Genomic DNA, 24188 nt, shown 5'->3' on the forward strand with positions numbered 1-24188 from the left:
CCCTCACCCGGATTGCCAACCGAATTGCAAGGGCAATTCGGGGCAATCCGACCTCTCCCCGAGGGGAGAGGAGACGCCGGCGCTGCCGTCTGCCTCTTCTCCCCAGCGGGAGAAGGTGGCCGCGAAGCGGCCGGATGAGGGGGCTTATGGCGAAGTCGGCGGAGGAGCCAGCCGGCCGTCAAAAAGGGAGGGACGTCGATGAAAATCGGCATGTGCATGTTTTTGTGGACGACGGCGGTGTCGAAGAAACACGAGCCGCTGCTCAGGGATATCAAGGCGACCGGCTTCGACGGCGTCGAGATACCGATCTTTGCCGGCACGCCGGACGATTACAAAAAGCTCGGCGCGCTGCTCGACCGCATCGGGCTGGAGCGCACCGCCGTTTCGGCGATGGGCGATCCGGCGATGAATTTGATCTCGGCCGATGCCTCGACGCGCAAAGCCGGCATCGACTATATGAAATGGACGATCGACTGCACACAAGCGCTTGGCGCCAAAACGCTGAGCGGCCCGCTGCATTCGACGCTCGGCGCCTTCTCCGGCAGTGGGCCGACGGCGGCGGAGAAAAAGCGCTCCGTCGCCTCGCAACGCGCCATCGGCGATCATGCCGGCAACAAAAACGTCACCATCGGGCTGGAGGCGCTCAACCGCTTCGAATGCTATCTGCTCAACACAATGGACGATCTGTCGGAGCATGTCGACGCAATCGATCGGCCGCACATCAAGGCGATGTACGACACTTTCCATGCCAATATCGAAGAGACGGACGCGATCGGCGCGTATTCGCGCAACCGCAAAAATGTCGTCCATATCCATATTTCGGAGAATGATCGCGGCGTGCCGGGGCGCGGCCATATTCCGTGGCAAGAGACGTTCTCGGCCATCCGCAAGAGCGGCTATGACGACTGGCTGACGATCGAGGCCTTCGGCCGCTCGCTGAAAGATCTGGCGGCGGCCACCAAGGTCTGGCGCGATTTTTCGGAAAACCCGGAAGCCGTCTACCGCGACGGCTACAAGCACATCAGGAGCGGCTGGAAAAAGGCTGGTGCCTGGACGCAGCCTTCCTCTCAGGCGATCTGAGCTGCCGGCGGGCGGGCGGAAACGCGCCGCTCATCATTGCTGTTTGCGACGGTCCCCATCAGCTTGCGGCGGAGATAGCTGGAGATGCTGTCGAAGATAAAAACGACAAGCAGGATCAGCAGAACCATGTAGAAAACATTGGCCCAGTTGGTGTTGGTGCGCATGGCCTCCCACAATTTCAGGCCGATGCCGCCGGCGCCGACAGCGCCTATGATCGTCGCTGACCGGGTGTTGGATTCCCAGAAATAAAGGGATTGGCTGAGGAATACCGGCAGAACCTGGGGCAGCACGCCGTAGCGCTGCACCATTGCCGGGGTGGCGCCAACCGAGCGGATGCCCTCGCGCTGCTTGTCGTCGATGTTTTCCAGCGCCTCGGAATAAAGTTTGCCCAAGGTTCCGGTGTCGGTGAAGAAGATAGCCGACATGCCGGCCAGCGGCCCAGGACCAAAGCCGCGCGTAAAGAACAGCGCCCAGATCAGCATGTCGACCGAGCGCAGGAAATCGAAGAAGCGCTTTGTCACCTGGTTGGCTATGCGGCTCGGCGTGACGTTGCGCGCAGCCAGGAAGGCGAGCGGAAAGGCGACGATCGAGGCCAGCACGGTGCCGACAAAAGCCATGACGACGGTCTGCAAGAGTTTCAGCCAGACGTCGCCGTGCTGCCACTCGGCATTGTTCAAAATGTTGTCCCAGGCGAGCGCCGCGTTTGATCGCAACGGGTCGATGCGAGCCCCGGAGACGATCAGTGAAGCGACCTCGCTGAACGGCTTTCCCCAGAATGGCGAGTTCGTGTCGAACACGAAATTGGCCCAGCCGAAGAAACGCCGCCAGGCGACCACCTCGTCGTTCTGCACCTCAGCGCGGCCGAGAAATCCGAACGAGACATAGGCTGTCGAGCCTGGCCTGAGTTGCTCGATCCAGTCAGGCAGCGGTTTGCGCGGTGTCACAGAACTGCCCTTGGCGATGTCAAAGACGACGGTTTCGGCGCCGCGCGTCACGGTGACCAGGTTTGGCGTGACGGCGATCTGGCCATCGGCAAGGGTGACGATCGCCGCCACGACGGCGTTTTCGCGCACCGTTTCAGGCACCGCAGGAGCGGATTGGCCCGACGGGGCGGCCGGGTTCTCGGCAGTTGGCGCGCCAGGCGCCATGAACGAATCCTGCGACGACTTGTTGGTCGCGATCGCCGGTGCCGGCGCTGCCTCGACCTGCCGCTCGATGACGGCCATCTGCTTGGCCACCCAGTCGGGATCTGGATTGGACCCCAGCTTGGAGAAGCGGGAGTAGTCGATGGTCAGATGATTGTCCTTGAATTCGATGTCGGGCCGAATTTCGTAAGATACCCAGTCGGCGAGATAAGCGCCGGCAAGGTTCCAGTTCGCCTTTTCGAGAACGGCGGCGACCGAGAAGAACCACGCGCAGTAGAAGGTGTAGAGAAGGCAAAGAAGGATGCCGATCGGAGTGGCGTAGCGCTTCCACAGCGAGCGCCGGAACGCGTCCGGGTGGCGAGCGGCGATGTCGTTGATGGCATCCGGATTCATTGCACTACTCTCCGCGCCCGTATGCGAACGCCTGGCGGCCGACAAGACGATGTCTCAGCCATGCCGAAAGCTGGTCGACGGCGACAATCGTGCAGAACAGCAGGAAGACGATGGCGATGGTCTTGGCCTCATGGCCCCGGCCGATCGAAAGACGCAGGGATTCGCCGATGCCGCCGGCGCCGACGGCGCCAAGTATGGTCGAAGCGCGCACATTGATCTCGAAGCGGAGCAGGAAATAGCTGATGAAGTTGGGCAGGACCTGGGGCACGATGCCGAACCACACCCGTTCGACCCAGTTGGCGCCTACGGCACGCAAGCCCTCTTCAGGCTTCATGTCAGCATTTTCGACGACTTCGAAGAACATCTTTCCGAGCGCGCCGACGGTATGGATGCTGACCGCAATGATCGCCGGAATCGGCCCCAGCGAGAAAATCGCCAGAAAAAAGCCGGCAATGACAATTTCAGGAAAGGCGCGGACGATTTCAAGGAAGCGGCGCGTGAAGAAACGGAGCCAGCGGCTGGCCGTGATATTGCCTGCGGCGAAGAAGCAGAGCAGGAAGCCGAATGTGGCGCCCACCAGCGTCGAAAACAGGGCGATGTTCAGCGTCTCGACCATCCGGTGGAAATACTCCGGAATGTAGATGCCCTGGGTCAGGTAGACCCGGCCCTCCGGGTAGTCGAACTTGAGGCTGCCGTCGTCATAGGGGGACGGCAGGTCGAACAGCGCGCGCACCGGATCGAACCAGTCGCGCGGCTTCAACTCGGCGAAAAAGTCGGCGACGTAGGGAAGGCGATCGAAGAACTTTCCGGCGTTGGTTTCGTTGGCGAACCAGAGCGAGCCAGAGAGTGCAAGAAACAGGAAAACCAGGCCGCCGATCGTGTAAAGGCGCCGGCGGGCGGCAAGATCGCGCCAGTGCCGCTCGACGGTGGCTCCCTCCGGTGAAAGCGCGGGCGCGCGGTAAATTTCGGTCGCACTCATCGATAGATCCCCGGCCCCTGATGCGGCAACGCCGCCGGCGGCACGCGGCCCCGGCGGCGTTGTGGCAGTTTGCCTTACGAGCCGATCTTCGCCTTACGGGCGTCGATGATCGGCTGGTAGAATTCCGGGGTAACCGGCGAATAGCCCTTGTAATCGCCGCCTTGAATTGCCGAGAAACAAGCCGGATCGGTTTCCGGGAGCTTGGTCAAGAAATCGGTGATCTTCTGCCTGGCGCCGGCGTCGATCGACGTACGCAATACCAGCGGGCCGTTCGGGATCAGCGGCGACTGCCACAGTTCGACGAGGTCATCCATCTTGAGGACGCCCTTGTCGACCATCTTGCGCAGATTGCCCGAGCTATAGCCGTCGTTGAAGTCGCCGACGCCGGAGGCCCAGGTGGTGCCGGCATCGAACGTGCCCTTCAGGACTTCAAGGACAAGCTGTTCATGGCCGCCGCCGAAACCGGTCGACGCGAAGTAGCTCTTCACATCCATGCCGATGTCCTTGGGCAGTGACGTGACCGGGATCAGGTAACCAGAAGTCGAATCGGGATCGGCGAAACCGAGTTTCTTGCCCTTCATGTCGGCGAGCGTCTTGATGCCGGAATCAGCACGCGCGACCATGACCGCACGGTAGCCGGTCGAGCCGTCGGTCTGGATCGTCGTCAGGATCGGTTGAACAGCGTCCTTGTTTTCGAGATAGACCTTGGCGTAGGCGGAAGCGCCGAGATCGGCAAAGTCGAGCGTGCCGCCGAGCAGGCCCTGGATGACGCCGTCGTAGTCAGCGGCTGGGAACAGCGAAACTTTTTCGACGCCGAGGACTTGCTTGATGTGGTCGGCGAAGCACTGGTAGTTGCGCAGGCGGTCGGCTTCGTTCTCGCCGCCCAGAATGCCGACGCGGAATTCCTTCAGGTCCTGTGCCTGGACTGCGCCCATCGCCATGGCGAGGATGGAAACGGCACCGAAAAGTATTTTTCTAAACATTTCGCGTCTCTCCTGTTGGTTCCGGCATCGCGCCGGCAGCGTTCGAATTTTGACGGCGCTTTTTTATGCCCGGCCTTGATGCGGACTGGCGGTCCAGGCGCTCTTTCGTCGTCTGCTTTCGTATACTCGTATACTGGTATCCACTTGCGGGATCGTGGATCTAGTAGCCGGGAAATGCGGGCTCGAGCGGTCCGGCGGATGCGGCGATTTTTTGCTTGATGGTGACGCTGGTCGAAGTGATCGCCTCGGAGATTTCGCCGCCATTGCTGTCGGCGCCATAGACCATGCGCACGGCCTCCCGATTGAGTTCTTCGGGCGGACCGTCGAACACCACCTTGCCGGCGGCCATGCCGATGATGCGGTTGCAATAGGTGCGCGCGGTATCCAGCGTGTGCAGATTGGTGACCACGGTGAGGCCCTCGCGCAGATTGATGTCCTGCAGCGAATCCATCACCACCTTGGCATTGAGCGGGTCGAGCGAGGCGATCGGCTCGTCGGCGAGGATGACTTTCGGCTGCTGCATCATGGCGCGGGCAATCGCAACGCGCTGCTGCTGGCCGCCGGACAAGGTGCCGGCCGGCTGAAGCGCCGTGCCGGCGATGTCGAGACGTTCGAGCGCGGCGATTGCCTCGGCCCGTTCCTCGCGGGAGAAGACACCGAGCAGATTGACAACGGTCGAGCGGTGATTGAGCCGCCCGAGCAGCACATTGGTCAGCACGTCGAGACGCGGCACCAGGTTGAATTGCTGAAAGATCATGGCGCAATCGCGCTGCCAGCGCCTGAGCAGCGAACCGCGCAGGCTCGAGACTTCGGCGCCGTCAAAGAAAATCGAGCCTTGGCTCGGATCGATGAGGCGGTTAATCATGCGCAAAAGCGTCGATTTGCCGGCGCCCGAGCGGCCGATGATGCCGACCATCTGGCCTTGAGGGATCGAGATGTCGACATTGCTGACGGCGGTGTTCCTGCCAAACCGACGGGTGACGCCGCGGATTTCGAGCGTGGCTGAGGTTGCTGACATAGGCAAGTTCCAGTCCAGTCGCGTTTCGAAGGTCTGTTAGCCTTGGCTAGCGCAGCCGCATGAAACCGCGGTGTCGGATTGATGTCAGTTTTGTTACCGTCCACAGCCTGGAAGGAGGCGAGCCGGCGGACGCGGTTCGATCAAGTGAATGGTGAATGGTGAATGGTGAATGGTGAATGGTGAATGGTGAATGGTGAATGGTGACAAGAACGGCTTCCCTGCCGCCATTCACTATTGACCATTCACCATTCACTAACCGCCATGCTTCTCCAAAAACGCCTCCGCCGATAACTGGCGAAAATCGTCGAGCGCGGCGCGCAGGCGGGCGTGGTCCCAATCCCACCAGGCAAGTGCCTGATAGCGTTCCGCAGTGCGGCGGTCGAAGCGTTCGCGGATCGGTTTGGCCGGCACGCCGCCGACGATGGTGTAGGGCGCGACGTCTTTCGATACCACGGCGCCGGCGCCGACCGCCGCACCGTCGCCGACGCTGACGCCGGGCAGGATGGTCGAGCCGTGGCCAAGCCAGGTGTCGTGGCCGATGGTGACCCGTTTGGCGCGGCGCTGGGCAAAGAATTCGCTCTCGTGCTCGGCGTCGTCCCAATAGTCAGAGGCGCGATAGGTGAAATGGTGCAGCGTCGGCCGCCAGGTCGGATGGTTGGTGGCGTTGATGCGCACACTGGCGGCGATGTTGGCGAATTTGCCGATCGTCGCGCACCAGGCGCTGCAGTCCTGCATCATGTAGGAATAGTCGCCGAGCGTACTTTCCGAAAGCCGGCAGCGTTCGGCGATCTCGGTCCAGCGGCCGAGCGTCGAGTTGTCGACTTCCGCTGTCTCGTGGACAAGCGGCGTTTCCGACAGTTTTCTGGTCATGCGGCGATTTTCCCGGCGGCAAAAGCGGTCACGTCGATGACGCGGTCGGCCACTGCCTCGCGCACGTCGTGATCGTGGAAGATGCCAAGCAGGGCGACGCCGGCCGCCTTCTTGGCCGCGATCAGCGCAATCACCACGTCGCGGTTGCTGGCGTCGAGCGAAGCGGTCGGCTCGTCAAGCAGCAGGATCGGGTGCTCGGTGATGAAGCCGCGCGCGATGTTGACGCGCTGTTGCTCGCCGCCGGAAAAGGTCGCCGGCGGCAGTGCCCAGAGCCTTTCCGGCAGGTTGAGTTGCGCCAGCAAGGCGCGTGCCTTGCCGCGCGCGACCTCGCGGTCCTCGCCGCGCTCGACCAGCGGTTCGGCGACGACATCCAGCGCCGAGACGCGCGGCACTGTGCGCAGGAACTGGCTGACATAGCCGATCGTGAGCCGGCGCACGGCAAGCACGGTGCGTGGGCTGGCCGTCGCCAGATCGATGAGCCCGTCCTCGTGCTGGACGATGATCTGGCCTGCATCGACGGCATAGTTGCCGTAGAGCATCTTCAGGATCGAGCTCTTGCCGGCGCCGGAGGGGCCGCCGAGCACGGCACATTCGCCGCTCCTGATCGAGAACGACACGCCGGCGACGACCGGCAGTCTGATGCCGTCACGCAGATGCATGGTGAAGCTCTTGGCGACATCGGAGACGACGAGCGGGGTTGCCATGATCACACCTGCAGAATGGAAGAAACGAGAAGCTGGGTGTAGGGCGCGCGGGGATCGTCAAGCACGCGGTCGGTGAGGCCGCTTTCGACGACGCGGCCGTCCTTCATCACCATCATGCGTTGCGACAGCAGACGCGCCACCGCAAGGTCGTGGGTGACGACGATCGCCGCCAGGCCGAGATCGGTGACCAGGCCGCGCAACAGGTCGAGCAGGCGCGCCTGCACCGAGACGTCGAGGCCGCCGGTCGGCTCGTCCATGAACACCAGTCGCGGCCCGGTGACGAGGTTGCGGGCGATCTGCAGGCGCTGGCGCATGCCGCCGGAAAAGGCGCGCGGTTCGTCGTCGATGCGGTCCTCGTCGATCTCGACGCGCGACAGCCAGTCGACGGCGGTGGCGCGGATTTTTCCGTAGTGGCGGTCGCCGACCGCCATCAGCCGCTCGCCGACATTGGCCCCGGCCGACACCGTCATGCGCAGCCCGTCGGCCGGGTTCTGGTGAACAAAACCCCAGTCGGTGCGCATCAGGAAGCGGCGCTCGGCCTCGCTCATGCGGTAAAGCTCGCGGAACTGGCCGTCGCGCATGCGGTAGCTGGCGGTGCCGGAGCTCGGCAACAATCTGGTCGACAGGCAGTTGAGCAGCGTCGTCTTGCCGGATCCGGATTCGCCGACCACTGCCAGCACCTCGCCCGGCCACAGGTCGAAGCTGACGTTCTCGCAACCTATGCGCGAACCGTAGAACTTGGACAGCGCGGAGACGCGCAGCAGCGGCTCGTCGCTCATTGCGCCGGCTCCGTTTTTTCCAGGGCAGGAGGGGTCTCGGGCGCAAGGTGGCCGCGATGGCCTTGCTCGCGCCGCTTCTCGCAATGGTCGGTATCGGAGCAGACGAACATGTGGCCGCCATGGTCGTCGAGGATGACCTCATCGAGATAGACGTTTTCGGCCGCGCACAGTGCGCAGGGCTGGTCGAAGGTCTGCACCTCGAACGGATGGTCCTCGAAGTCGAGGCTGACGACGTCGGTGAAAGGCGGCAGCGCATAGATGCGCTTTTCGCGGCCGGCACCAAACAGTTGCAGGGCCGGCGAACGGTGCATTTTCGGGTTATCGAACTTCGGCGTCGGCGACGGGTCCATCACATAGCGACCCTCGACCTTGACCGGGTAGGCATAGGTGGTGGCGATGCGGCCGTGCCTGGCGATGTCTTCGTAGAGTTTTACATGCATGAGGCCGTATTCCTCCAGCGCATGCATTTTGCGCGTTTCCGTCTCGCGCGGCTCGAGGAAGCGCAGCGGCTCGGGAATCGGCACCTGATAGACCAGCACCTGGCCTGCGGTCAGCGGGTGCTCGGGGATGCGGTGGCGGGTCTGGATGATGGTCGCCTTCGCCGTGTCGGTGGTGACGGCGACATTTGCGACCTTCTTGAAGAAGGCGCGGATCGAAACCGCATTGGTGGTATCGTCGGCGCCCTGATCGATGACCTTCAGCACATCGTCCGGGCCGATGATCGAAGCGGTAACCTGGACGCCGCCGGTGCCCCAGCCATAGGGCATCGGCATTTCCCGTGAGGCGAACGGCACCTGATAGCCGGGAATGGCGATGCCCTTGAGGATCGCGCGGCGGATCATCCGCTTGGTCTGCTCGTCGAGATAGGCGAAGTTGTAGGTTGCGATATCGGTCGGTTGTGCGGTCATTCCGCGGCCTCCCTTTTTTCTTCGACCTTGCCGGCATTCTCGCGCGCGTCGTGCTCGGCGCGCATGCGGCGCACCAGGTCGAGCTCGGCCTGGAAGTCGACATAGTGCGGCAGCTTCAGATGCTCGACGAAGCCGGTCGCCTGGACATTGTCGGAATGCGAGATGACGAATTCCTCGTCCTGGGCAGCGGCGACGACATCTTCGCCGAGTTCGGTTGCGCGAAGCGCGCGGTCGCAGAGCGCCATGGCCATCGCCTTGCGCTCGCTCTGGCCGAAGACGAGGCCGTAGCCGCGGGTGAATTGCGGCGGCGCCTTGGCCGAGCCCTTGAACTGGTTGACCATCTGGCACTCGGTGACACGCGCAGTACCGAGCGGTACGGCGAAAGGCAGCTCCGGCACGTCGAGTTCCAGCTCGACCTCGCCGATGCGAACCTCACCGACGAACGGATGGTTGCGGGCATAGCCGCGCTGGGTGGAGTAGCCGAGCGCCAGCAAAAAACCCTCGTCGCCGCGTGACAGCGCCTGCAGGCGGATGTCGCGCGCCATCGGGAACTCCAGCGGCTCGCGGGTGATGTCGCCCGGGATATGGTCCTGCGGCATGTCGCCATCGGGCTCGATCAGGCCTTCGCGGGCGAGGATGGCGGAGACACGCGGCATGGCGTCCGCGTCGCTGGCACGCTGCAGCGGCTCGGCGACGTCGCCACCGGCGGCAAGCTCGGGATCGAGCAGCCGGTGGGTGTAGTCGAAGGTCGGGCCGAGAAGCTGGCCGCCGGGAAGATCCTTGTAGGTCGCCGACACGCGCCGCTCGACCAGCATCGCGCCGGTGTCGATCGCCCTGGTGTAGCCGAAGCGCGGCAGCGTGGTGCGATAGGCGCGAACCAGGAAGATCGCCTCTATCATGTCGCCGCGCGCCTGAACGATGGCCAGCGCCGCCAATTCACGGTCGTAGAGCGAACCTTCGCTCATCACCCGGTCGACGCCGAGCGCCAGCTGCTCGACGATCTGGTCGAGGCGCAGCGCCGGCACGGAACGGTCGCCGCGGCGGCGATCGGCGAGCAGGGCGTGGGCGTTGGCAATAGCCGCTTCACCGCCTTTTACCGCGACATACATATCACGCCTCCATCGTCTTGATGCACGTCGTGCGCGGCAGGCACGCAACGCCTTCCGGGGTGGCAAGGATAATGTCGACACCACGGGGAAAACGCTGATTGTTCTGCTTCCATTGTTCGACGAAGTGGCGCGGCATCTGCGCCGGAGCGATTGTCGCGGTAGTTTCGATGCCAGGACCTTCGAGCAGCAGCGGGGCGCCTGAGACAAGATCGCTGACCTGCAGGATCAGCGTCGTCGAGCGGTCGGGATAGTCCTGGGTGCCTTGTGAAAAGCCGTCGAGCGCCATCATCTCGGCCGGCGTGGCGATCAGCGCGAAATGCGCATCGGCTGGCGTGTGGGCCAGTGGCGCGCCGGTGTGGAAGCCGAGCCAGGATTTTATCGCTGCCGGGGCCTGCAAAACGAGGTCGAGCCAGAGCGGCGTGTCGTTGTCGCACAGCGCCAGCGCGATGGCGCCTGCGGTGGCCGACAGCGGCGCCGGCGGGCGGGCAAAGACCGGCAGAGGCTGCAGGGTGCCCGGCCGCGCCATTGCGTCCATCACGGCGCGGAACACCGTCTGGGCGTCGAACACCGGATCGGCAAAGCCGCCCTCGATCGCCTGGGTTGCGATGTCCATCAGTCTTCTCCGCGCACCATGGTGAAGAAATCGACCTTCGTTGCCGCCGTCTCGGCGCGCCGCCGCTCACGTCCGCTGGCCAGTGCGGCCTGCAGCGGCGCAATGAGCTTGCTCTCGACCTCGTTGCGGCGGGTGGGATCCTGCCAGAGCGCGTCGGCGATCGCCGCCAGTTTTGCTTTCTGCTTGTCACGGCCGAGCGCGTAGCAGTGGCCGACTTCTCCCGAGGCAAGCCGCACCGTCGCGCGGGTGACCGTCGCCTCGCCGACGTTGAACGGCGCGCCGCCGCCGCCGATGCGGCCACGCACGGTGACCAGGCCGGTTTCGGGGCCGCGCAGGAGTTCTGCTTCCGAAGGCAGGCCGGCTTCGTTCCAAAGGCGGACGATATCGTCGCCGGTCGATTGCGCCAGTGTCGCCATGACCGCCTTGCGCTCAAGCTGCTGATCGCGCGCTTCCTGACCTCGCATGGTTGACATTCCCTTGCATCGAAAATTCGTCTATTGATATAGACAATTATACAAATTATATCTATTTTCTAAAGCGTGTCCATGACGGACGGATGACAGCGCGAAAAAGATCGGGGCAAAGAAATGATCGGTCAGCAGATGGCCAGCAGCTTGGAGCGGCGCAGCGGCGTCTCGCTGTGGCGGCAGATCGCCGACCAGATCCTGCATTCGATCGCCGTCGGCGACTTTGCCGAGAATGCTGCATTGCCACCGGAAGTTGCGCTGGCCGAGCGCTATGGCGTCAACCGCCATACGGTGCGCAGCGCCATCGCCGCACTGGTGCAGGATGGCGTGCTCAGGGCCGAACAGGGGCGCGGCACCTTCGTGCTGTCGCGCAAGCGCCTGTCCTATCCGATCGGCGCCCGCACCCGTTTTTCGGAGGGCTTGCAAGGGCAGGCGTCGGAGCGCCGCAGCGTGCTGCTCGAATCGGCGGTCGAGCCGGCCAGCCGGCGCGTCGCCGAAGGGCTGGGGCTTGCCAGGGGTTCGACTGTCATACGCCTCGAGACACGCGGCGAAGCCGATGGGCAACCGGTCTCGCGTGCGACCGGCTGGTTCGACGCGGCTCGCTTCGCCGGCATCGATGCCGCCATGGCCGAAACCGGATCGGTGACCGCCTCATTCCGGGGTTTCGGCATCGGTGACTATCTCAGACAATCGACGGTGTTGTCGGCCCGCCACGCGGACGCCGCCGACCTTGCCGATCTTAATCTGCAGCCCGGCGCTATCGTGCTGGTCACGGTCGCCGTCAACGTCACGCCGGACGGCCAGCCGATCCAGTTTGCCGAAACCCGGTTTCCGGCTGAGCGGGTCGAGCTCAAGATATCGGCGCTTTAAAGTCCGGTTCATCCGACCTGGATGACGGCCTTGATCAGGCCGGATTTCTCATGCGCCCAGCGGGCGAGGTCGCGCGGCGTGTCGCCAAGCGTCGTGCGATGGGTGACGAGCTTTGCCAGCGGCACAGCACCATCGCGGATCGAGGCGGCGACATGGTCGAAGTCGACGCGCAGAGCGTTGCGGCTGCCGATCAGCGTCATCTCGCGCTTGTGGAATTCAGGATCGGAAAAGACGATGTCGTCCTTGACGACGCTGACCAGGACCAGCGTCCCGCCATGCGCGACATGGGCGAAGGCTGACTGGACGGACTGGGTGTTGCCGGTGGCATCGAAGACCGCGTCAAAACCTTCGCCGTTGGTCGCCTCGCGAACTAGATCGGTCGCAGACTGCCGTGATGCGTCGAGGGTGGCGAAGCCGAGTTCGCTTGCGGCGAAGCCAAGCCTTTCCGCGCTCATGTCGAGCAGCGTCACGTCGAGACCGGCGATGCGGGCAAACAGCGCCGTGCCGAGGCCGATCGGCCCGGCACCGATGACCAGCGTGCGCGCGCCGGGATCAGCCAGCGAGCGCCGCACGGCATGCGCCCCGATCGCCAGGAATTCGACGGCGGCGGCATCGGCCAGCGACAGGCCGTTGGCCGGATAAAGATTTTGCGCCGGCACCAGGATCCGTTCGCACATGGCGCCGTCGCGGTGGACGCCGAGCACCTCGATCCTGACGCAGCAATTCGGCTTGCCTAGGCGGCAGGCGCTGCATTTGCCGCAAGCGAGATACGGGTTGATGATCACCGGCTCGCCCACCGGCAGGTCGACGCCTTCGCCGGCCTCGATCACGGTGCCGGAGACCTCGTGACCCATGATGCGGGGATAGGCGAGGAACGGATGCTTGCCCTCGAAGATGTGATAGTCGGTGCCGCAGATGCCGACATGACTGACCGCGACCAGCGCCCAGCCCGGCGGTGGTGTGCCCGGCGCCAGGCGGTCTTCCACAACAAGATCGCCGGGCGAACGGCAGATGACGGCTTTCATGCTTTGATCCAGTCGGTTCATGGCACCGCCGGCCCGATCGCCGGGCCGGCGGTTGTTAAGATGGTCTACTTGCCGCGGCGGCGCAGGCCGTCGAAATAGACGATGACGATGATCAGCACGCCGGTAATGATGCGCTGCCAGAAGGCATTGACGTTCAAGAGATTGGCGCCGTTGTTGATAGTGGCGAGGATGAAGGCGCCGAGCAGCGGTCCGTGCACCGAGCCGACGGCGCCGAACAGCGAAGTGCCGCCGATCACCGACGAGGCGATCGCCTGCAACTCCCAGCCCTCGGCCTGCGTCGGATTGCCGATGCCGATGCGCGAGGCAAGCAGCACGCCGACAAAAGCCGCGCAGAGGCCAGACAGCGTATAGGCCATGTAGATGGTGCGCTGGACGTTGACGCCGGACAGACGCGAGGCCTCGGCGTTGGAGCCGACCGAGAACAGATACCGGCCCCAGCGGCTGTGATGCAGGAAGATGTAGGCGGGGATGCCGACCAGGATCACCATCCAGAACAGATTGGGGACGCCGAGAAACGAACTGCGCGAAAACAGCTGGAAGGCGTCATTGTTGATCGAGATCGAGTTGCCGTTGGTCATCAAAAGGCCGATGCCGCGCAGCGAGGTCAGCGTCGCCAGCGTGATGATGAAGGGCGGCAGGCCCATCTTGACGATGCCGAAGCCGTGGAACAGGCCGATGGCGACGCCAACCAGCAAGGTGATCAGGATGGCGAGGTAAATCGGCACGCCGGCATTGATCAGCATCGCAACGATGACGGTGGCGAAGCCAACCACGGCGCCGACGGAAAGGTCGATACCGCCGGTGATGATGACGAAAGTCTGGCCGACCGCCAGGATGGCGATCATCGAACCTTGCCGCAGCAGGTTCGAGATGTTGTTGGCGGAGGCGAAGCTCGGCGTAGCCACCGACAGGATGACCCACAGAAGAACCAGCAGCGCCAGCAGTGTCAGCCCGAACAGGGCGTTGTAGTTGCGTTTCGGCCTTTCGGCCGGTATCGCCTCGGTGCTCATATCTGTCCTCCCGGTTTTTCTTGTTTCTCGGCCAGTGCCTGGGTGAGGATCTCCTCATGGTCGGCAGTGTGGAAACCATGAGTGGCCACCAGCTTGCCGCGCCGGAACACATGCAGCGTGTCGGCGAGTTCATAGACCTCGGGCAGATAGGACGAGATCAGGATGATGCCGGCGCCCTTGGACAAAAGCGCACTGAACAGGCGGTAGATCTCGGCCTTGGTGCCGACATCGACGCCCACTGTCGGCTCGTCGAAGATGAACAGCTTGGCGCCGTGCGCCAGCCATTTGCCGATGACGATCTTCTGCTGGTTGCCGCCGGACAGGCTGGAGGCGAGGGCGTGACGTGTCGGCGTCTTGATCCTGAGATTGGCGATCTGGCGATCCGCCTCGGTCTTCTCCTGTGCGCTGGAGATCAGCAGATTGTTGGAGATGCGCTTGTAGATCGGCAGATTGAGATTGAGGCCGACCGGCAGGTTGAGGCAGAGGCCCTGGTCGCGGCGGCTTTCCGGCGCTAGCGCCATGCCGAGCCTGATGGCGTCATGCTCGGAGTTGACCTGAACCTCCTTGCCCTCCCAGAGGATCTGGCCGGCCGACTTGCGGTGACGGCCGTAGAGCGTGGTGACGAACTCGCTGCGCCCGGCGCCGATCAGGCCGTAGAGCCCGACGATTTCGCCGGCACGGACCGTCATCGAGACATTTTCGAAGCCCTTGCCGGAAAGATTTCGGGCTTCGAGCAGCGTCGCGCCCGGGGTAAAATGCTCCTTGTGATAGACTTGCTCGATCGAGCGGTTGATCATCATCTTGACCAGCTCGGCGTCGTTGGTCTCGGCGATGTTCCTGGTGCCGACAAGCGTGCCGTCGCGCAGCACCGAGACGCGGTCGGCGAGCTCGAACACCTCTTCCATGCGGTGGCTGATGTAGATGATGGTGACGCCTTCGCCCTTCAGCCGGCGGATCAGCGTGAACAGCTGGTCGGCTTCCTTGCGGGTGAGATAGGCAGTCGGTTCGTCGAAGATCAGGAACTTGGTGCCGCGCACGGTGGCGCGGGCGGCGGCGATCAGCTGCTGCTGGCCTATGGTCAGGTCACCCAGCACGACATGCGCCGGCAGATCGAAGCCGAGATCGTCGATGATCTTCTGCGCTTCCCTGACCATGGCCCGCTGCTGCAGTATGCCGAAGCGGGAATCCTCCTCGCCGAGGAACATGTTGGCCGCGACAGTGAGATGGCGGCACAGAACGACCTCCTGGTGCACGGCATTGATGCCGAGCGCCATCGCCTCATGCGGCGTCGCCAGCGCTGCCGGCTTTCCCTCCCAGATGACATCGCCGGAGGTGCGCGGCATGACGCCGGTCAAAAGCTTGATCAGGGTGGATTTGCCGGCACCGTTCTCGCCGACAATGGCGTGGATTTCGCTGGCCTTGAAGGCGAGGTCAACCGGCTTCAGCGCGTGCGTGCCGGGATATCGTTTTTCCAGTCCCTTGAGTTCGAGGATCGTCCTGCCCGGTTCCAGCGTTGGGGCGGGATGCAGTTCCTGCGCCGTCGACGTCATGACGTTCCTCCCAATTGGCCTCCCAGATTGGCCTCCCACATCGGCCTCACGAGTGGCACGCGTGTAGGTCGTTTCCGGGGCAAAAAGCCCCGGAAACGGTGTGCCAATGCCGGTGCTCAGTCGAGCTTCGGATTGAGCAGCGCGTCGATCTTCGGATCTTTCATGTTAGCCTTGGTGACGAGGTTGGCGCCGGTATCGACATTGGCCTCTACCTTCTCGCCCTTCGAGGCAGCGAGCGCCGTCTTGATGCCGTCATAGCCCATCCGGTACGGATCCTGGACGACGAGGCCGGAAATGACGCCGTCATTGAGGAACTTGACCAGCTTCTCGTCGCTGTCGAAACCGATCAGCCCGACCTTGCCGGCAAGGCTGTTCTCGGCGATCGCCTGACCGACGCCCTGCGCCATGATCAGGTTGGAGGCGAAGATGCCCTTGAGATTCGGGTTGGCGGTGATCAGGTCGGTTGCGATGTTGAGGCCGGTGGTGGCCTGGCCGTCGGCGTATTTGTCGGCAATGAGCTTGAGGCCGGGATATTTGGCGGCAAGCTGTTCCTTGAAGCCCTGGGCGCGCTGCTCAAGCGAGCCGGCACCCGGAAGCGCGGTGATCAGGGCGACGTCGCCCTCGATTTTGCCGCCATTGGCTTCGCCGATCGCGGCCGCCAGACCGTCAGCGGCGACGCGGCCGCCCTGGATATTGTCTGTGGTCAGGAACGAGGTGAAGGCCTTGGAGTCGGCGCCGGAGTCGATGCCGATGATCTTGACGTTGGTGGCTGCCTCGTCGATCGGCTTGCCGAGCGCCTTGGCCTCGGTCGGTGCGATGACCACGGCAGCCGGGTTGCCGGCGACGGCGTTTTCAAGGATCGAGATCTGGCCGTTGACGTCGGTCTCCGCCTGGGCGCCGAGTTCCGGCACGTTGACGCCGAGGTCCTTGCCGGCCTTGCGGGCGCCGGCCAGGACGATCTGCCAGTAGAAAGAGGTGGTGTCCTTGACGATGATCGGAATGGTTACGTCCGCCGCCGAAGCCGGCGCCGAATGCATCACGCCGGCAAGCATCGAGGCGGCGGCGAGCGCCACGAATGCGCGGCGGTTGAGAATGCTGGTCACGAATTTCATTAGACTTCCTCCCTAAGTCGCCCGGTGAATGTAGCGGAAGCTCGGTTTGGATAGGCGCTGCCCAAACGGAACTTTATCAATAAAAAACATTTACCGCATTTTGATAGTGCATCGGTCCGGTCGACGCAAGCGGTGTTTGGTATCGTCCTGCGTATGCCTCGACCGGAAGGGAGTGCCGATCCTCATTGCCAAATCCCCTCTCCGAAAAGGCATGGAATATTAATTCCATCTGCCAGTCAAGATGGAATATTCATTCTTTTTTGAGGCGTACGGTGGGGCGCCTCCTGATCGCACCATCCGCCGTTCAACCGGCGAAGGCCGCAGCGCATCAGCCGAGTTTCTGAACGACCGTGTAGGGATCATATTTGGCGAATTCTGTTTCGGGCACCTGGATGTCGAGCAGTTGCAGATTTCGTTCCAGATTGGCCGGTTTGGCGGTGCCCGTCAGCACAGAAGCCACCACAGGCTCGTGCAGCGGGAACTGGAACGCCGCCGCGGCAAGCGGGTAGCCGCCCTCGGCGGCGATTTTTTCCATGGCACCGACCCGGTCGAGAATGTCCTGGGTGGCCGGCAGGTAGTCGAAATGCGCACCCGGCACCGGGCCGGTCGCCAGGATGCCCGAGTTGAAGACGCCACCGATGATCAGCGAGCTCTGCCGTTGCCGGCAAAGCGGCAGCAATTCGGCTTCGGCGGTGCGGTCGAGCAGCGAATAGCGGCTGGCGAGCAGGATGCAGTCGAGCGGCGCCTGGCGCAGCACATCGAGACAGATCTGAACCTCGTTGACGCCAAGGCCGTAGGCGGAAATGACCCTGGACGACTTTAGCTCTTCCAGCGCCTTCAGCCCGCCATCCAAAAACTGGCGGAAATGCAGCTTCGTTTTCTCGACGCCATGCGTATAGACGCCGATGTCGTGAACGAACAGGATGTCGATTCGATTGAGGCCGAGCCGCGCATAGCTGAACTCGACCGAGCGCATGATGCCGTCGTAGGAATAGTCATAGTCGGGCGCAAAGGGCAGCGGATCGACATAGGAATGGTCCGGAATCCGGTCTTCCGGCACCGGCCGCAACAGGCGCCCGACTTTGGTCGACAGCACGTAGGAGTCCCTCGGCTTGTCGCGCAGGAAATCGCCGAAGCGGCGTTCCGAGAGGCCGAAGCCGTAGAAGGGCGCGGTATCGAAATAGCGCAGGCCGGCATCCCAGGCGACCTGCAGCGTCTGCATCGCCGTCTCGCGTGGACAGGCTCGGTAGAGCCCGCCGACCGCCGCGCCGCCGAAGCTGACCTCGGTTATTTCCAGCCCGGTGCTGCCGACACGGCGTTTCCTCATGCAAAACCTCCCACCGGCCGTTGTTCCGGTCTGTCCGTTGTCGTTGTCGGTTAGCGGTCGGGCTAGAGGGTCGCGCCGAGGTGCCAGGGCACGAACTCGTTGTCGCCGTAGCCGAACTCCTCGCTCTTGGTCTTGCGGCCGGAAGCCGTCTCGACGATCAACTCGAAAATCTCGCGGCCCATGCCGGCAATGGTCTTTTCGCCCGAGGCGATGACGCCGCAATTCACGTCCATGTCCTCTTCCATCGTGTGGTACATGGTCGAGTTGCTGGCGACCTTGATCGACGGTGTCGGCCGGCAGCCGAAGCAGGAACCGCGGCCGGTGGTGAAGACGATGACGTTGGCGCCGCCCGCCACCTGGCCGGTGGCGGAAACCGGGTCGTAGCCGGGCGTATCCATGAACACCAAGCCGTGGCCGCTGACCTTCTCGGCATAGCCGAAGACGCCGTTGAGCGGCGTCTGGCCGCCCTTGGCGACGGCGCCAAGCGACTTCTCCAAAATGGTGGTCAGGCCGCCGCGCTTGTTGCCTGGTGACGGATTGTTGTCGATGGAGGCGCCATGCTTGGCAACATGGTCTTCCCACCATTTTACATAGCCATCGAGCTTGGCGGCGATCTCCGGGGTCGCCGCACGATAAGCGAGCAGATGCTCGGCGCCGTAGATTTCCGTCGTCTCGGAAAGGATGCCGATGCCGCCGACGCCGGCCAGGATATCGACGGCGGCGCCCAGCGCCGGATTGGCGGTGATACCGGACATGCCGTCGGAGCCGCCGCATTGCAGGCCGACGACGATCTCGCTGACCGGGATCGGCTCACGCTCAAGCTTGCCGACCTCCTCTGATATCTCGGCCAGCACGACCAACGCCTTCTCGACAGATTTGCGCGAGCCGCCGGCTTCCTGGATGTTGAAATGGCGCTTTCCCGCGGCGACGCCCTTCTGGCCATAGAGGGTGAGCTGGTTGACCTCGCAGCCGAGACCGACCATCAGCACACCGCCAAAATTCGGGTGACGGGCATAGCCGGCAAGCGTGCGGTGCAGCACCATCATGCCATCGCCGGTGGCGCTCATGCCGCAGCCCTGGCCGTGAACGATGGGAACGAAGCCGTCGATCCCCGGATATCTGGGCAGCAGCGTCCGGTTCGCCTCGTCGGCGATGGCGTGGCAAACGGTGGCCGAGCAATTGACGCTGGCGAGAACGCCGATGAAGTTGCGCGTGCCGGCACGGCCGTCGGCGCGGCGGTAGCCCATGAAGGTGCGGGCGCGATCGGCCCCTGTGGCGTGCACGGCCTCGCTCGGCGGCACCACCGGCAAACGCCCGGATTCGAAGACCAGATTGTGCGAATGGACATGCTCGCCGGGCGCAATGGCTTCAGTGGCGCGGCCGATCGCCTGGGCGTATTTGACCACGGCCTCGCCGGCGGCAATCGGCTTGATCGCCACCTTGTGGCCGGGTTCGATCAGCGCCGTGGCAGCGGCGCCGCCCGGCAGCACCGCGCCGATCTCGATGCGGCCGTTGGCGACCGCGACATTGTCGGCGGGGGACAGAAGAATGCTGTTTGCGGTGTTCACGGGCAATTTCCTGGGTGTTCCTGGGATCGGCAAGCGATTGACACGCGCCTGTTAACAGTTAATGTCTTTTATCGTGAAAAAACAGTTTTGCGTCAATTGTTTTTTCGTGACGAAGCCGCGCGTTCTTGCGGATGCGCAGAGGACCGGACGCTGGAACCAGGCCTGACTTCCGAAAAGCGATTCCGCTTCCCGGGAGCCTGCGCCAGAAGCATCTGCATATCGCGCTTCAAGCCGGCCGCCGCAAGCGCCGGCCGCAACGGGGCAGGGGATGTCGAAGAGCAACAACGTCTATAAGGACGCCTACAATCGCGGTTTGCGGCTGCTCGACGAAACGAAAAGCCTGCCGTCGGAGCCCGAGCTGGGCACCCTGCTTGGCGTCAGCCGCACGACGATCCGCACCATCCTTGCGCGCATGGAAGAGACCGGGCTGATCGCCTGGAACAAGCGCAGCAAGACGGTTTTGCGCGTGCCGCGGCCGGACGACTTTTTTCCCGAGGAAGAAACCGACACGCTGTCGCAGATCATCGAGCGCTCCTTCATGCGGCGGCTGCTTGCCGGCGGTGCTGAGCCCGGCATGCAGATCAACGAACTCGAGCTGGCGCGCGAGATCGGCGTTGGCACCACCAGCGTGCGCGAGTTCCTGATCCGCTTTTCCCGCTTCGGGCTGATCGAGAAGCGCCGCAACAGCCATTGGGTGCTGAAAGGCTTTACCCGCGCTTTCGCGCTGGAACTGACCGAAATCCGCGAGATGTTCGAACTACGCTCGGCCGCCGCCTTCGCCGCGCTGCCGGAAGACAGCCCGGTGTGGGCCGACCTCGACCTGCTGGAGGACGAGCATCGCCTGCTGGCGCGCCAGATCGCCACGCGCTTCAACGAATTCTCGGAGCTCGACGAGCGCTTTCACCGGCTGATCCACCGCGCGTCGCACAATCGCTTCATCGTCGATTTCTACGACGTCATCGCCATGATCTTCCACTACCACTATCAGTGGAACAAGGCGCAGGAGCGCGAGCGCAACGAAGTGGCGGTTGCGGAACACCTGGCCTATATCGCGGCGCTCAAATCGCGCGATCTCGGCAAGGTCGACGCCGCCTGCCGCAAGCATCTGAAGTCCGCGCGGCACACGCTGCTGACGTCGATTCCAGAAGGCCAGCAAGCGTAGCGAGCTTTAGGTTGTTGCATTAAAGCGCCGCGTTGCCGCAGTGGTGATTTGGCGATTTTCCGACCGCCGGCCGCGTGCTAGATATCTTGCCGTTGCTGCGTGAGGAGGCAGGCCTTTGAACATCCGGCAGAGACGATGGAGCATGCCGGCGACATTCGCCGCGGCCTATTTGCTCGTGCTCCAGTCGGTGCTTGGCGCATTCGCCTTCGGCATCGGGGCGGATGCTTCGAAACGCGACGCTTTCGGCAACGTCATCTGCACCCATGAGGGCGCGGCCCAGCGTCCAAGCGGCTATCCGCACCAGCAGCACATGCCGGCCTGCTGCATGCCCGGCTGCGGCATGGCTTCGGCTGTCTACGCGCTGCCGCCCGCTGCCGCCACGCTGTCCGGCAATTTTTCCCTCGAAACCGTCGCGTTTGTGCTGCCGGCGTTCAGGCATCTCGACTTTGCCCGCGACCGCTCTCCGTCGAATCCGCGCGCGCCTCCGGTGACGGCCTGATCCGTCCCGGTTCGCCTTGCGGAATTTTTCGCGGGCGAATTCGTTCAACATCGAAACTGTTCGCGACCGGCCGACGGCGCGATTTCTCAGTTCCTGGAGCTATCATGTCTCACACTTTTCGCGTGCGGCTCGGCCGCAACAGCGGCTTCCTGCGCAGCTTCGAGGAGCGACTCGGCGTCACCGTGCTCCTCCTCGCCCTGCTGTTCGTCAACGCCCAAGCCGTTTTCGCGCATGAGTTCAGGGTTGGCGACCTCGAAATCGTGCATCCCTGGTCGCGCGCCACGCCACCGGGCGCCAAAGTGGCCGGCGGCTATTTCACCGTCACCAACACCGGCAGTTCGCCGGACCGGCTGCTGTCGATCTCCTCGGAAATTTCGGCCAAGGCCGAATTGCATGAGATGGGCGTCAAGAACGGCGTCATGACGATGCGGCCGGTCAGCGGCCTCGAAATCCCGGCCGGCGGCAAGGTCGCGCTAGCGCCCGGCGGTTATCATTTGATGTTTGTCGGGCTGAAGCAGCAGCCCAAGCAAGGCGAGACGTTTCCCGCCAGGCTGACTTTCGAGAAGGCCGGCACGGTGACCGTCGAGTTCGCCGTCGAGGGCATGGGCGAAATGGGCGGCATGCACGACCATGCCAATTGATCCGGCCAGATCCGCTCAATTCAAACTCGAGGAACCATCATGAACAATTATCTTCTGTCGGCCGGCGTGTTTTTCGTCCTGGGGACAAGTGCTGCCTTTGCCCACATTACGCTGGAAGCGCAGGAGGCGGCGGTCGGTTCGACCTACAAGGCCGTCCTGCGCGTGCCGCATGGCTGTGAAGGCAAGGCGACGACCGCCGTGCGCGTGCAGATCCCGGAGGGAGTGATTTCAGTGAAGCCGATGCCGAAGGCCGGCTGGACGCTGCAGGTCAAGAACGGCAGATACGAGAAATCCTATCAGCTCCATGGTCAAGAGGTGTCCAGCGGCGTCAAGGAAGTCAACTGGAGCGGCGGCAGCCTGCCGGACGAATTCTACGACGAATTCGTCTTCCGCGGCACACTGGCGGCGGATCTGCCGGCCGGCCAAACGCTCTACTTCCCGGTGGTGCAGGAATGCGACGGCGCCGCCGAACGTTGGATCGAGATACCAGCGGTTGGCCAGGATGAGGACGCGCTGGAATATCCGGCGCCCGGCCTCAAGCTTGCGCCGAAGCTATGATTTTTTGGCGGCGCGCCTTGTTCGAAAGAGTGCGCCGCTGTTTTGTGCCGTGATATGAGTGCTGCATCCCTGCTGCGAACGGTCTGCACAACCGGCCGATTTGCGATCTGCCTGCTGGCTGCGATCGTGCTGCTTGCCGCCATTGCCGCGCCAGGTCAGGCCTTCGCCCACGCGGCGCTGGTCACAACCGAGCCGACGGACGGCGCCGTGCTGGCGCAGAGCCCCGCGCAGTTCTCGCTGACCTTCAGCGAGCCGGTGTCACCGCTGGCGCTGACCTTGGTGCGACCTGATGGAACGCCGGTTCCGCTGACATCCTTTCGGCTCAATGGCCAGACGCTCGACATCGACAATCCGCAACGGCTCGGATCCGGCACGCATGTGCTGAGCTGGCGGGTGATCTCCGCCGATGGCCATCCGGTCGGCGGCTCGGTGCTGTTTTCGATCGGCGCGCCGAGTGCGGCGCCGGCCGTCGCCGAAGCTGTCGACCGGGGTCTGAGGTCGGCAATCTGGATCGGCAAGGTCTTTCTCTATGTCGGCCTGTTTCTCGGCGTCGGCGGCGCCTTTGCCATCGCCTGGCTTGCGAAGGGTGAGCGTTCCGGCCGGCGCTTCGTCATCGCCGCGATCCTGTGCGGCCTCGTCGCGGCGCCGTTGTCGCTCAGCTTGCAGGGACTGGACGCGCTCGGCGCACCGCTCGCCCGGCTGGCGCAGCCAGGCGTCTGGCAGGCCGGGCTCGGCACCGGCTTCGGCTGGACAGTGCTGGTCGCGCTGGTGGCGCTCGGGCTTGGCCTGCTGTCGCTGGTCGGGCCGCGCGGCGGCGCAAAGCTGTTTGCCCTTACCGGCCTGGCCGGTGTCGGCGCCGCCCTTGCCGCCAGCGGACATGCAAGTGCTGCCGAACCGCAATGGCTGACAAGGCCGATGGTGTTTCTGCACGGCGCCGGCATCGCGTTCTGGGCCGGGGCGCTGGCGCCGCTCGGTCTCACTATCAGGCGGAAGCCGGCCGAGGCCGCGCCTTTCCTGCATCGGTTTTCCCAGGCGATCCTGCCTGTCGTGGCCGTGCTTGCGGCCACCGGCTTCGTGCTGGCTGTCATCCAAGTGCAGGCGCCCGCAGCTTTGCTCGAGACCGCCTACGGCCGGCTGCTGCTGGTCAAGCTGGCGCTGCTGTTGTTTCTGTTCACTCTGGCCGCCATCAACCGCTGGAAGCTGACCGGTCCCGCGGAAGCGGGAGAGACGGAAGTACAGAAGAGGCTGGTCCGCTCGATCGGCATTGAGATGCTGATCGTTCTGGCGATATTCGGCGTTGCCGCCGGCTGGCGCTTCACGCCGCCGCCACGCGCCCTGGCGATCGCAGCAGCGCAGCCGGCGTCGGTGCATATCCACACGCCGAAGGCGATGGCCGACCTCAGCATCACACCCGGCCATGTTGGACCGGTTGCCGCCTCGATCGTCATCATGACCGGCGATTTCGGCCCGCTCGACGCTGAACAAGTGACGCTGGTGCTGTCAAAACCCGATGCCGGGATCGAGCCGATCAAGCGCGCGGCGACAAAGCCAGGCGACGGCACCTGGCGCATCGACGGTCTCGTCGTCCCGGTTCCCGGCCGATGGACGGCACGGCTCGATATTCTCGTCTCGGATTTCGAGATGGTGAAGATAGAGGCGCCGATCGACATCAGGCCATGAGGACAGCTGCAACACAATTCGGCGAGTGCGGTTGACGCGGCCCTGAAGGCCCGTCAATCATCCGGCAAGAATGGCATCCCGACAAGAATGGTCGTCGCCACAATGCGCGGCCTCAAC

Annotated in this window: 24 protein-coding genes; 7 read left to right on the plus strand and 17 right to left on the minus strand. The window is 63.7% G+C overall.

Going from position 1 to position 24188, the window contains the following annotated elements; all coding sequences use genetic code 11:
- Positions 1–198: 198 nt before the first annotated feature.
- Positions 199–1080, plus strand: a complete 882-nt coding sequence (locus tag AC0L3D_RS30385) for a sugar phosphate isomerase/epimerase family protein (RefSeq protein ID WP_473646808.1) — start codon at positions 199–201, stop codon at positions 1078–1080.
- Here the strand turns inward: AC0L3D_RS30385 and phnE (AC0L3D_RS30390) are convergent.
- The 11 genes from phnE (AC0L3D_RS30390) to phnG all read right to left on the minus strand — a co-directional run bounded on the left by phnE (AC0L3D_RS30390) (position 1068) and on the right by phnG (position 11045).
- Positions 1068–2618, minus strand: coding sequence for a phosphonate ABC transporter, permease protein PhnE (phnE, locus tag AC0L3D_RS30390; RefSeq protein WP_473646810.1), 1551 nt, complete (start codon positions 2616–2618; stop codon positions 1068–1070). The two genes, AC0L3D_RS30385 and phnE (AC0L3D_RS30390), sit on opposite strands and share 13 nt — an antisense overlap.
- A gap of 4 nt (positions 2619–2622) precedes the next feature.
- A complete protein-coding gene (gene phnE, locus AC0L3D_RS30395) occupies positions 2623–3597 on the minus strand; it encodes a phosphonate ABC transporter, permease protein PhnE (RefSeq protein WP_473646812.1) in 975 nt (324 codons plus the stop codon).
- 74 nt (positions 3598–3671) lie between these two features.
- Positions 3672–4580 carry a phosphonate ABC transporter substrate-binding protein gene (phnD, locus tag AC0L3D_RS30400; protein ID WP_473646813.1) on the minus strand — a complete coding sequence of 303 codons (909 nt, stop codon included), beginning with the start codon at positions 4578–4580 and terminating at the stop codon, positions 3672–3674.
- A gap of 160 nt (positions 4581–4740) precedes the next feature.
- A complete protein-coding gene (gene phnC, locus AC0L3D_RS30405) occupies positions 4741–5598 on the minus strand; it encodes a phosphonate ABC transporter ATP-binding protein (RefSeq protein ID WP_473646815.1) in 858 nt (285 codons plus the stop codon).
- Positions 5599–5850: 252 nt separating this feature from the next.
- Positions 5851–6468: a DapH/DapD/GlmU-related protein gene (locus tag AC0L3D_RS30410; RefSeq protein WP_128169633.1), complete on the minus strand. Its 618-nt coding sequence runs from the start codon at positions 6466–6468 to the stop codon at positions 5851–5853.
- A complete protein-coding gene (phnL, locus tag AC0L3D_RS30415) occupies positions 6465–7172 on the minus strand; it encodes a phosphonate C-P lyase system protein PhnL (RefSeq protein WP_287212565.1) in 708 nt (235 codons plus the stop codon). Before phnL ends, AC0L3D_RS30410 begins: the two co-directional genes overlap by 4 nt.
- Before the next feature lie 2 nt (positions 7173–7174).
- Positions 7175–7951: a phosphonate C-P lyase system protein PhnK gene (phnK, locus tag AC0L3D_RS30420; protein WP_023797357.1), complete on the minus strand. Its 777-nt coding sequence runs from the start codon at positions 7949–7951 to the stop codon at positions 7175–7177.
- On the minus strand, positions 7948–8859 hold the full coding sequence (locus AC0L3D_RS30425; RefSeq protein WP_473646817.1) for an alpha-D-ribose 1-methylphosphonate 5-phosphate C-P-lyase PhnJ: 912 nt from the start codon (positions 8857–8859) through the stop codon (positions 7948–7950). The genes phnK and AC0L3D_RS30425 overlap by 4 nt, the downstream gene beginning before the upstream one ends.
- Positions 8856–9968: a carbon-phosphorus lyase complex subunit gene (locus tag AC0L3D_RS30430; RefSeq protein ID WP_473646819.1), complete on the minus strand. Its 1113-nt coding sequence runs from the start codon at positions 9966–9968 to the stop codon at positions 8856–8858. Before AC0L3D_RS30430 ends, AC0L3D_RS30425 begins: the two co-directional genes overlap by 4 nt.
- 1 nt (position 9969) lies before the next feature.
- Positions 9970–10581, minus strand: coding sequence for a phosphonate C-P lyase system protein PhnH (gene phnH, locus AC0L3D_RS30435; RefSeq protein ID WP_473646820.1), 612 nt, complete (start codon positions 10579–10581; stop codon positions 9970–9972).
- A complete protein-coding gene (gene phnG, locus AC0L3D_RS30440; RefSeq protein WP_236376007.1) occupies positions 10581–11045 on the minus strand; it encodes a phosphonate C-P lyase system protein PhnG in 465 nt (154 codons plus the stop codon). The genes phnH and phnG overlap by 1 nt, the downstream gene beginning before the upstream one ends.
- 123 nt (positions 11046–11168) lie before the next feature.
- Here phnG and phnF point away from each other — a divergent pair, with 123 nt between their 5' ends.
- The gene (gene phnF, locus AC0L3D_RS30445; protein ID WP_128173461.1) at positions 11169–11918 is read left to right on the plus strand and encodes a phosphonate metabolism transcriptional regulator PhnF; all 750 of its coding nucleotides are present in this window, start codon (positions 11169–11171) and stop codon (positions 11916–11918) included.
- Between the two features lie 8 nt (positions 11919–11926).
- Here phnF and AC0L3D_RS30450 read toward each other — a convergent pair whose 3' ends face one another.
- The 6 genes from AC0L3D_RS30450 to AC0L3D_RS30475 all read right to left on the minus strand — a co-directional run bounded on the left by AC0L3D_RS30450 (position 11927) and on the right by AC0L3D_RS30475 (position 19531).
- Positions 11927–12943 carry a zinc-binding alcohol dehydrogenase family protein gene (locus AC0L3D_RS30450; protein WP_128169641.1) on the minus strand — a complete coding sequence of 339 codons (1017 nt, stop codon included), beginning with the start codon at positions 12941–12943 and terminating at the stop codon, positions 11927–11929.
- 65 nt (positions 12944–13008) lie between these two features.
- Complete coding sequence (locus tag AC0L3D_RS30455; RefSeq protein WP_027153113.1) at positions 13009–13974, minus strand: ABC transporter permease; 966 nt, start codon at positions 13972–13974, stop codon at positions 13009–13011.
- Entirely contained in the window at positions 13971–15524 is a 1554-nt protein-coding gene (locus tag AC0L3D_RS30460; protein ID WP_473646822.1) for a sugar ABC transporter ATP-binding protein, read from the minus strand. Before AC0L3D_RS30460 ends, AC0L3D_RS30455 begins: the two co-directional genes overlap by 4 nt.
- A 116-nt stretch (positions 15525–15640) precedes the next feature.
- A complete protein-coding gene (locus tag AC0L3D_RS30465; protein WP_027153111.1) occupies positions 15641–16636 on the minus strand; it encodes an ABC transporter substrate-binding protein in 996 nt (331 codons plus the stop codon).
- Between the two features lie 328 nt (positions 16637–16964).
- The gene (locus AC0L3D_RS30470) at positions 16965–17963 is read right to left on the minus strand and encodes an aldo/keto reductase (RefSeq protein ID WP_287239713.1); all 999 of its coding nucleotides are present in this window, start codon (positions 17961–17963) and stop codon (positions 16965–16967) included.
- Between the two features lie 62 nt (positions 17964–18025).
- The gene (locus AC0L3D_RS30475) at positions 18026–19531 is read right to left on the minus strand and encodes a UxaA family hydrolase (RefSeq protein ID WP_473646824.1); all 1506 of its coding nucleotides are present in this window, start codon (positions 19529–19531) and stop codon (positions 18026–18028) included.
- Positions 19532–19799: 268 nt separating this feature from the next.
- Here AC0L3D_RS30475 and AC0L3D_RS30480 point away from each other — a divergent pair, with 268 nt between their 5' ends.
- From AC0L3D_RS30480 to AC0L3D_RS30500, 5 genes are all read left to right on the plus strand, one after another.
- Positions 19800–20693, plus strand: a complete 894-nt coding sequence (locus AC0L3D_RS30480) for a GntR family transcriptional regulator (RefSeq protein ID WP_128247306.1) — start codon at positions 19800–19802, stop codon at positions 20691–20693.
- A gap of 142 nt (positions 20694–20835) precedes the next feature.
- A complete protein-coding gene (locus AC0L3D_RS30485; RefSeq protein ID WP_473646825.1) occupies positions 20836–21192 on the plus strand; it encodes a DUF2946 family protein in 357 nt (118 codons plus the stop codon).
- A gap of 104 nt (positions 21193–21296) precedes the next feature.
- Positions 21297–21833, plus strand: coding sequence for a copper chaperone PCu(A)C (locus AC0L3D_RS30490; protein ID WP_473646827.1), 537 nt, complete (start codon positions 21297–21299; stop codon positions 21831–21833).
- A 39-nt stretch (positions 21834–21872) separates the two neighbouring features.
- The gene (locus AC0L3D_RS30495; RefSeq protein WP_473646829.1) at positions 21873–22391 is read left to right on the plus strand and encodes a YcnI family copper-binding membrane protein; all 519 of its coding nucleotides are present in this window, start codon (positions 21873–21875) and stop codon (positions 22389–22391) included.
- Between the two features lie 54 nt (positions 22392–22445).
- Positions 22446–24071 carry a copper resistance CopC/CopD family protein gene (locus AC0L3D_RS30500; protein WP_473646830.1) on the plus strand — a complete coding sequence of 542 codons (1626 nt, stop codon included), beginning with the start codon at positions 22446–22448 and terminating at the stop codon, positions 24069–24071.
- Positions 24072–24188: the final 117 nt, after the last annotated feature.

The organism is Mesorhizobium sp. WSM4837 (genome assembly GCF_055811435.1).

Bases quoted from the DNA above. Each gene is read 5' to 3' on its own strand.
- AC0L3D_RS30455 (WP_027153113.1), bottom strand. From the start codon at position 13,974: ATGAGCACCGAGGCGATACCGGCCGAAAGGCCGAAACGCAACTACAAC.
- phnL (WP_287212565.1), bottom strand. From the start codon at position 7,172: ATGGCAACCCCGCTCGTCGTCTCCGATGTCGCCAAGAGCTTCACCATG.
- phnC (WP_473646815.1), bottom strand. From the start codon at position 5,598: ATGTCAGCAACCTCAGCCACGCTCGAAATCCGCGGCGTCACCCGTCGG.
- AC0L3D_RS30425 (WP_473646817.1), bottom strand. From the start codon at position 8,859: ATGACCGCACAACCGACCGATATCGCAACCTACAACTTCGCCTATCTC.
- AC0L3D_RS30485 (WP_473646825.1), top strand. From the start codon at position 20,836: ATGCCGGCGACATTCGCCGCGGCCTATTTGCTCGTGCTCCAGTCGGTG.
- phnH (WP_473646820.1), bottom strand. From the start codon at position 10,581: ATGGACATCGCAACCCAGGCGATCGAGGGCGGCTTTGCCGATCCGGTG.
- AC0L3D_RS30465 (WP_027153111.1), bottom strand. From the start codon at position 16,636: ATGAAATTCGTGACCAGCATTCTCAACCGCCGCGCATTCGTGGCGCTC.
- phnE (WP_473646810.1), bottom strand. From the start codon at position 2,618: ATGAATCCGGATGCCATCAACGACATCGCCGCTCGCCACCCGGACGCG.
- phnG (WP_236376007.1), bottom strand. From the start codon at position 11,045: ATGCGAGGTCAGGAAGCGCGCGATCAGCAGCTTGAGCGCAAGGCGGTC.
- AC0L3D_RS30410 (WP_128169633.1), bottom strand. From the start codon at position 6,468: ATGACCAGAAAACTGTCGGAAACGCCGCTTGTCCACGAGACAGCGGAA.
- AC0L3D_RS30450 (WP_128169641.1), bottom strand. From the start codon at position 12,943: ATGAAAGCCGTCATCTGCCGTTCGCCCGGCGATCTTGTTGTGGAAGAC.
- phnD (WP_473646813.1), bottom strand. From the start codon at position 4,580: ATGTTTAGAAAAATACTTTTCGGTGCCGTTTCCATCCTCGCCATGGCG.
- AC0L3D_RS30500 (WP_473646830.1), top strand. From the start codon at position 22,446: ATGAGTGCTGCATCCCTGCTGCGAACGGTCTGCACAACCGGCCGATTT.
- AC0L3D_RS30430 (WP_473646819.1), bottom strand. From the start codon at position 9,968: ATGTATGTCGCGGTAAAAGGCGGTGAAGCGGCTATTGCCAACGCCCAC.
- AC0L3D_RS30495 (WP_473646829.1), top strand. From the start codon at position 21,873: ATGAACAATTATCTTCTGTCGGCCGGCGTGTTTTTCGTCCTGGGGACA.
- AC0L3D_RS30460 (WP_473646822.1), bottom strand. From the start codon at position 15,524: ATGACGTCGACGGCGCAGGAACTGCATCCCGCCCCAACGCTGGAACCG.
- phnE (WP_473646812.1), bottom strand. From the start codon at position 3,597: ATGAGTGCGACCGAAATTTACCGCGCGCCCGCGCTTTCACCGGAGGGA.
- AC0L3D_RS30480 (WP_128247306.1), top strand. From the start codon at position 19,800: ATGTCGAAGAGCAACAACGTCTATAAGGACGCCTACAATCGCGGTTTG.
- phnF (WP_128173461.1), top strand. From the start codon at position 11,169: ATGATCGGTCAGCAGATGGCCAGCAGCTTGGAGCGGCGCAGCGGCGTC.
- AC0L3D_RS30385 (WP_473646808.1), top strand. From the start codon at position 199: ATGAAAATCGGCATGTGCATGTTTTTGTGGACGACGGCGGTGTCGAAG.
- AC0L3D_RS30490 (WP_473646827.1), top strand. From the start codon at position 21,297: ATGTCTCACACTTTTCGCGTGCGGCTCGGCCGCAACAGCGGCTTCCTG.
- phnK (WP_023797357.1), bottom strand. From the start codon at position 7,951: ATGAGCGACGAGCCGCTGCTGCGCGTCTCCGCGCTGTCCAAGTTCTAC.
- AC0L3D_RS30470 (WP_287239713.1), bottom strand. From the start codon at position 17,963: ATGAGGAAACGCCGTGTCGGCAGCACCGGGCTGGAAATAACCGAGGTC.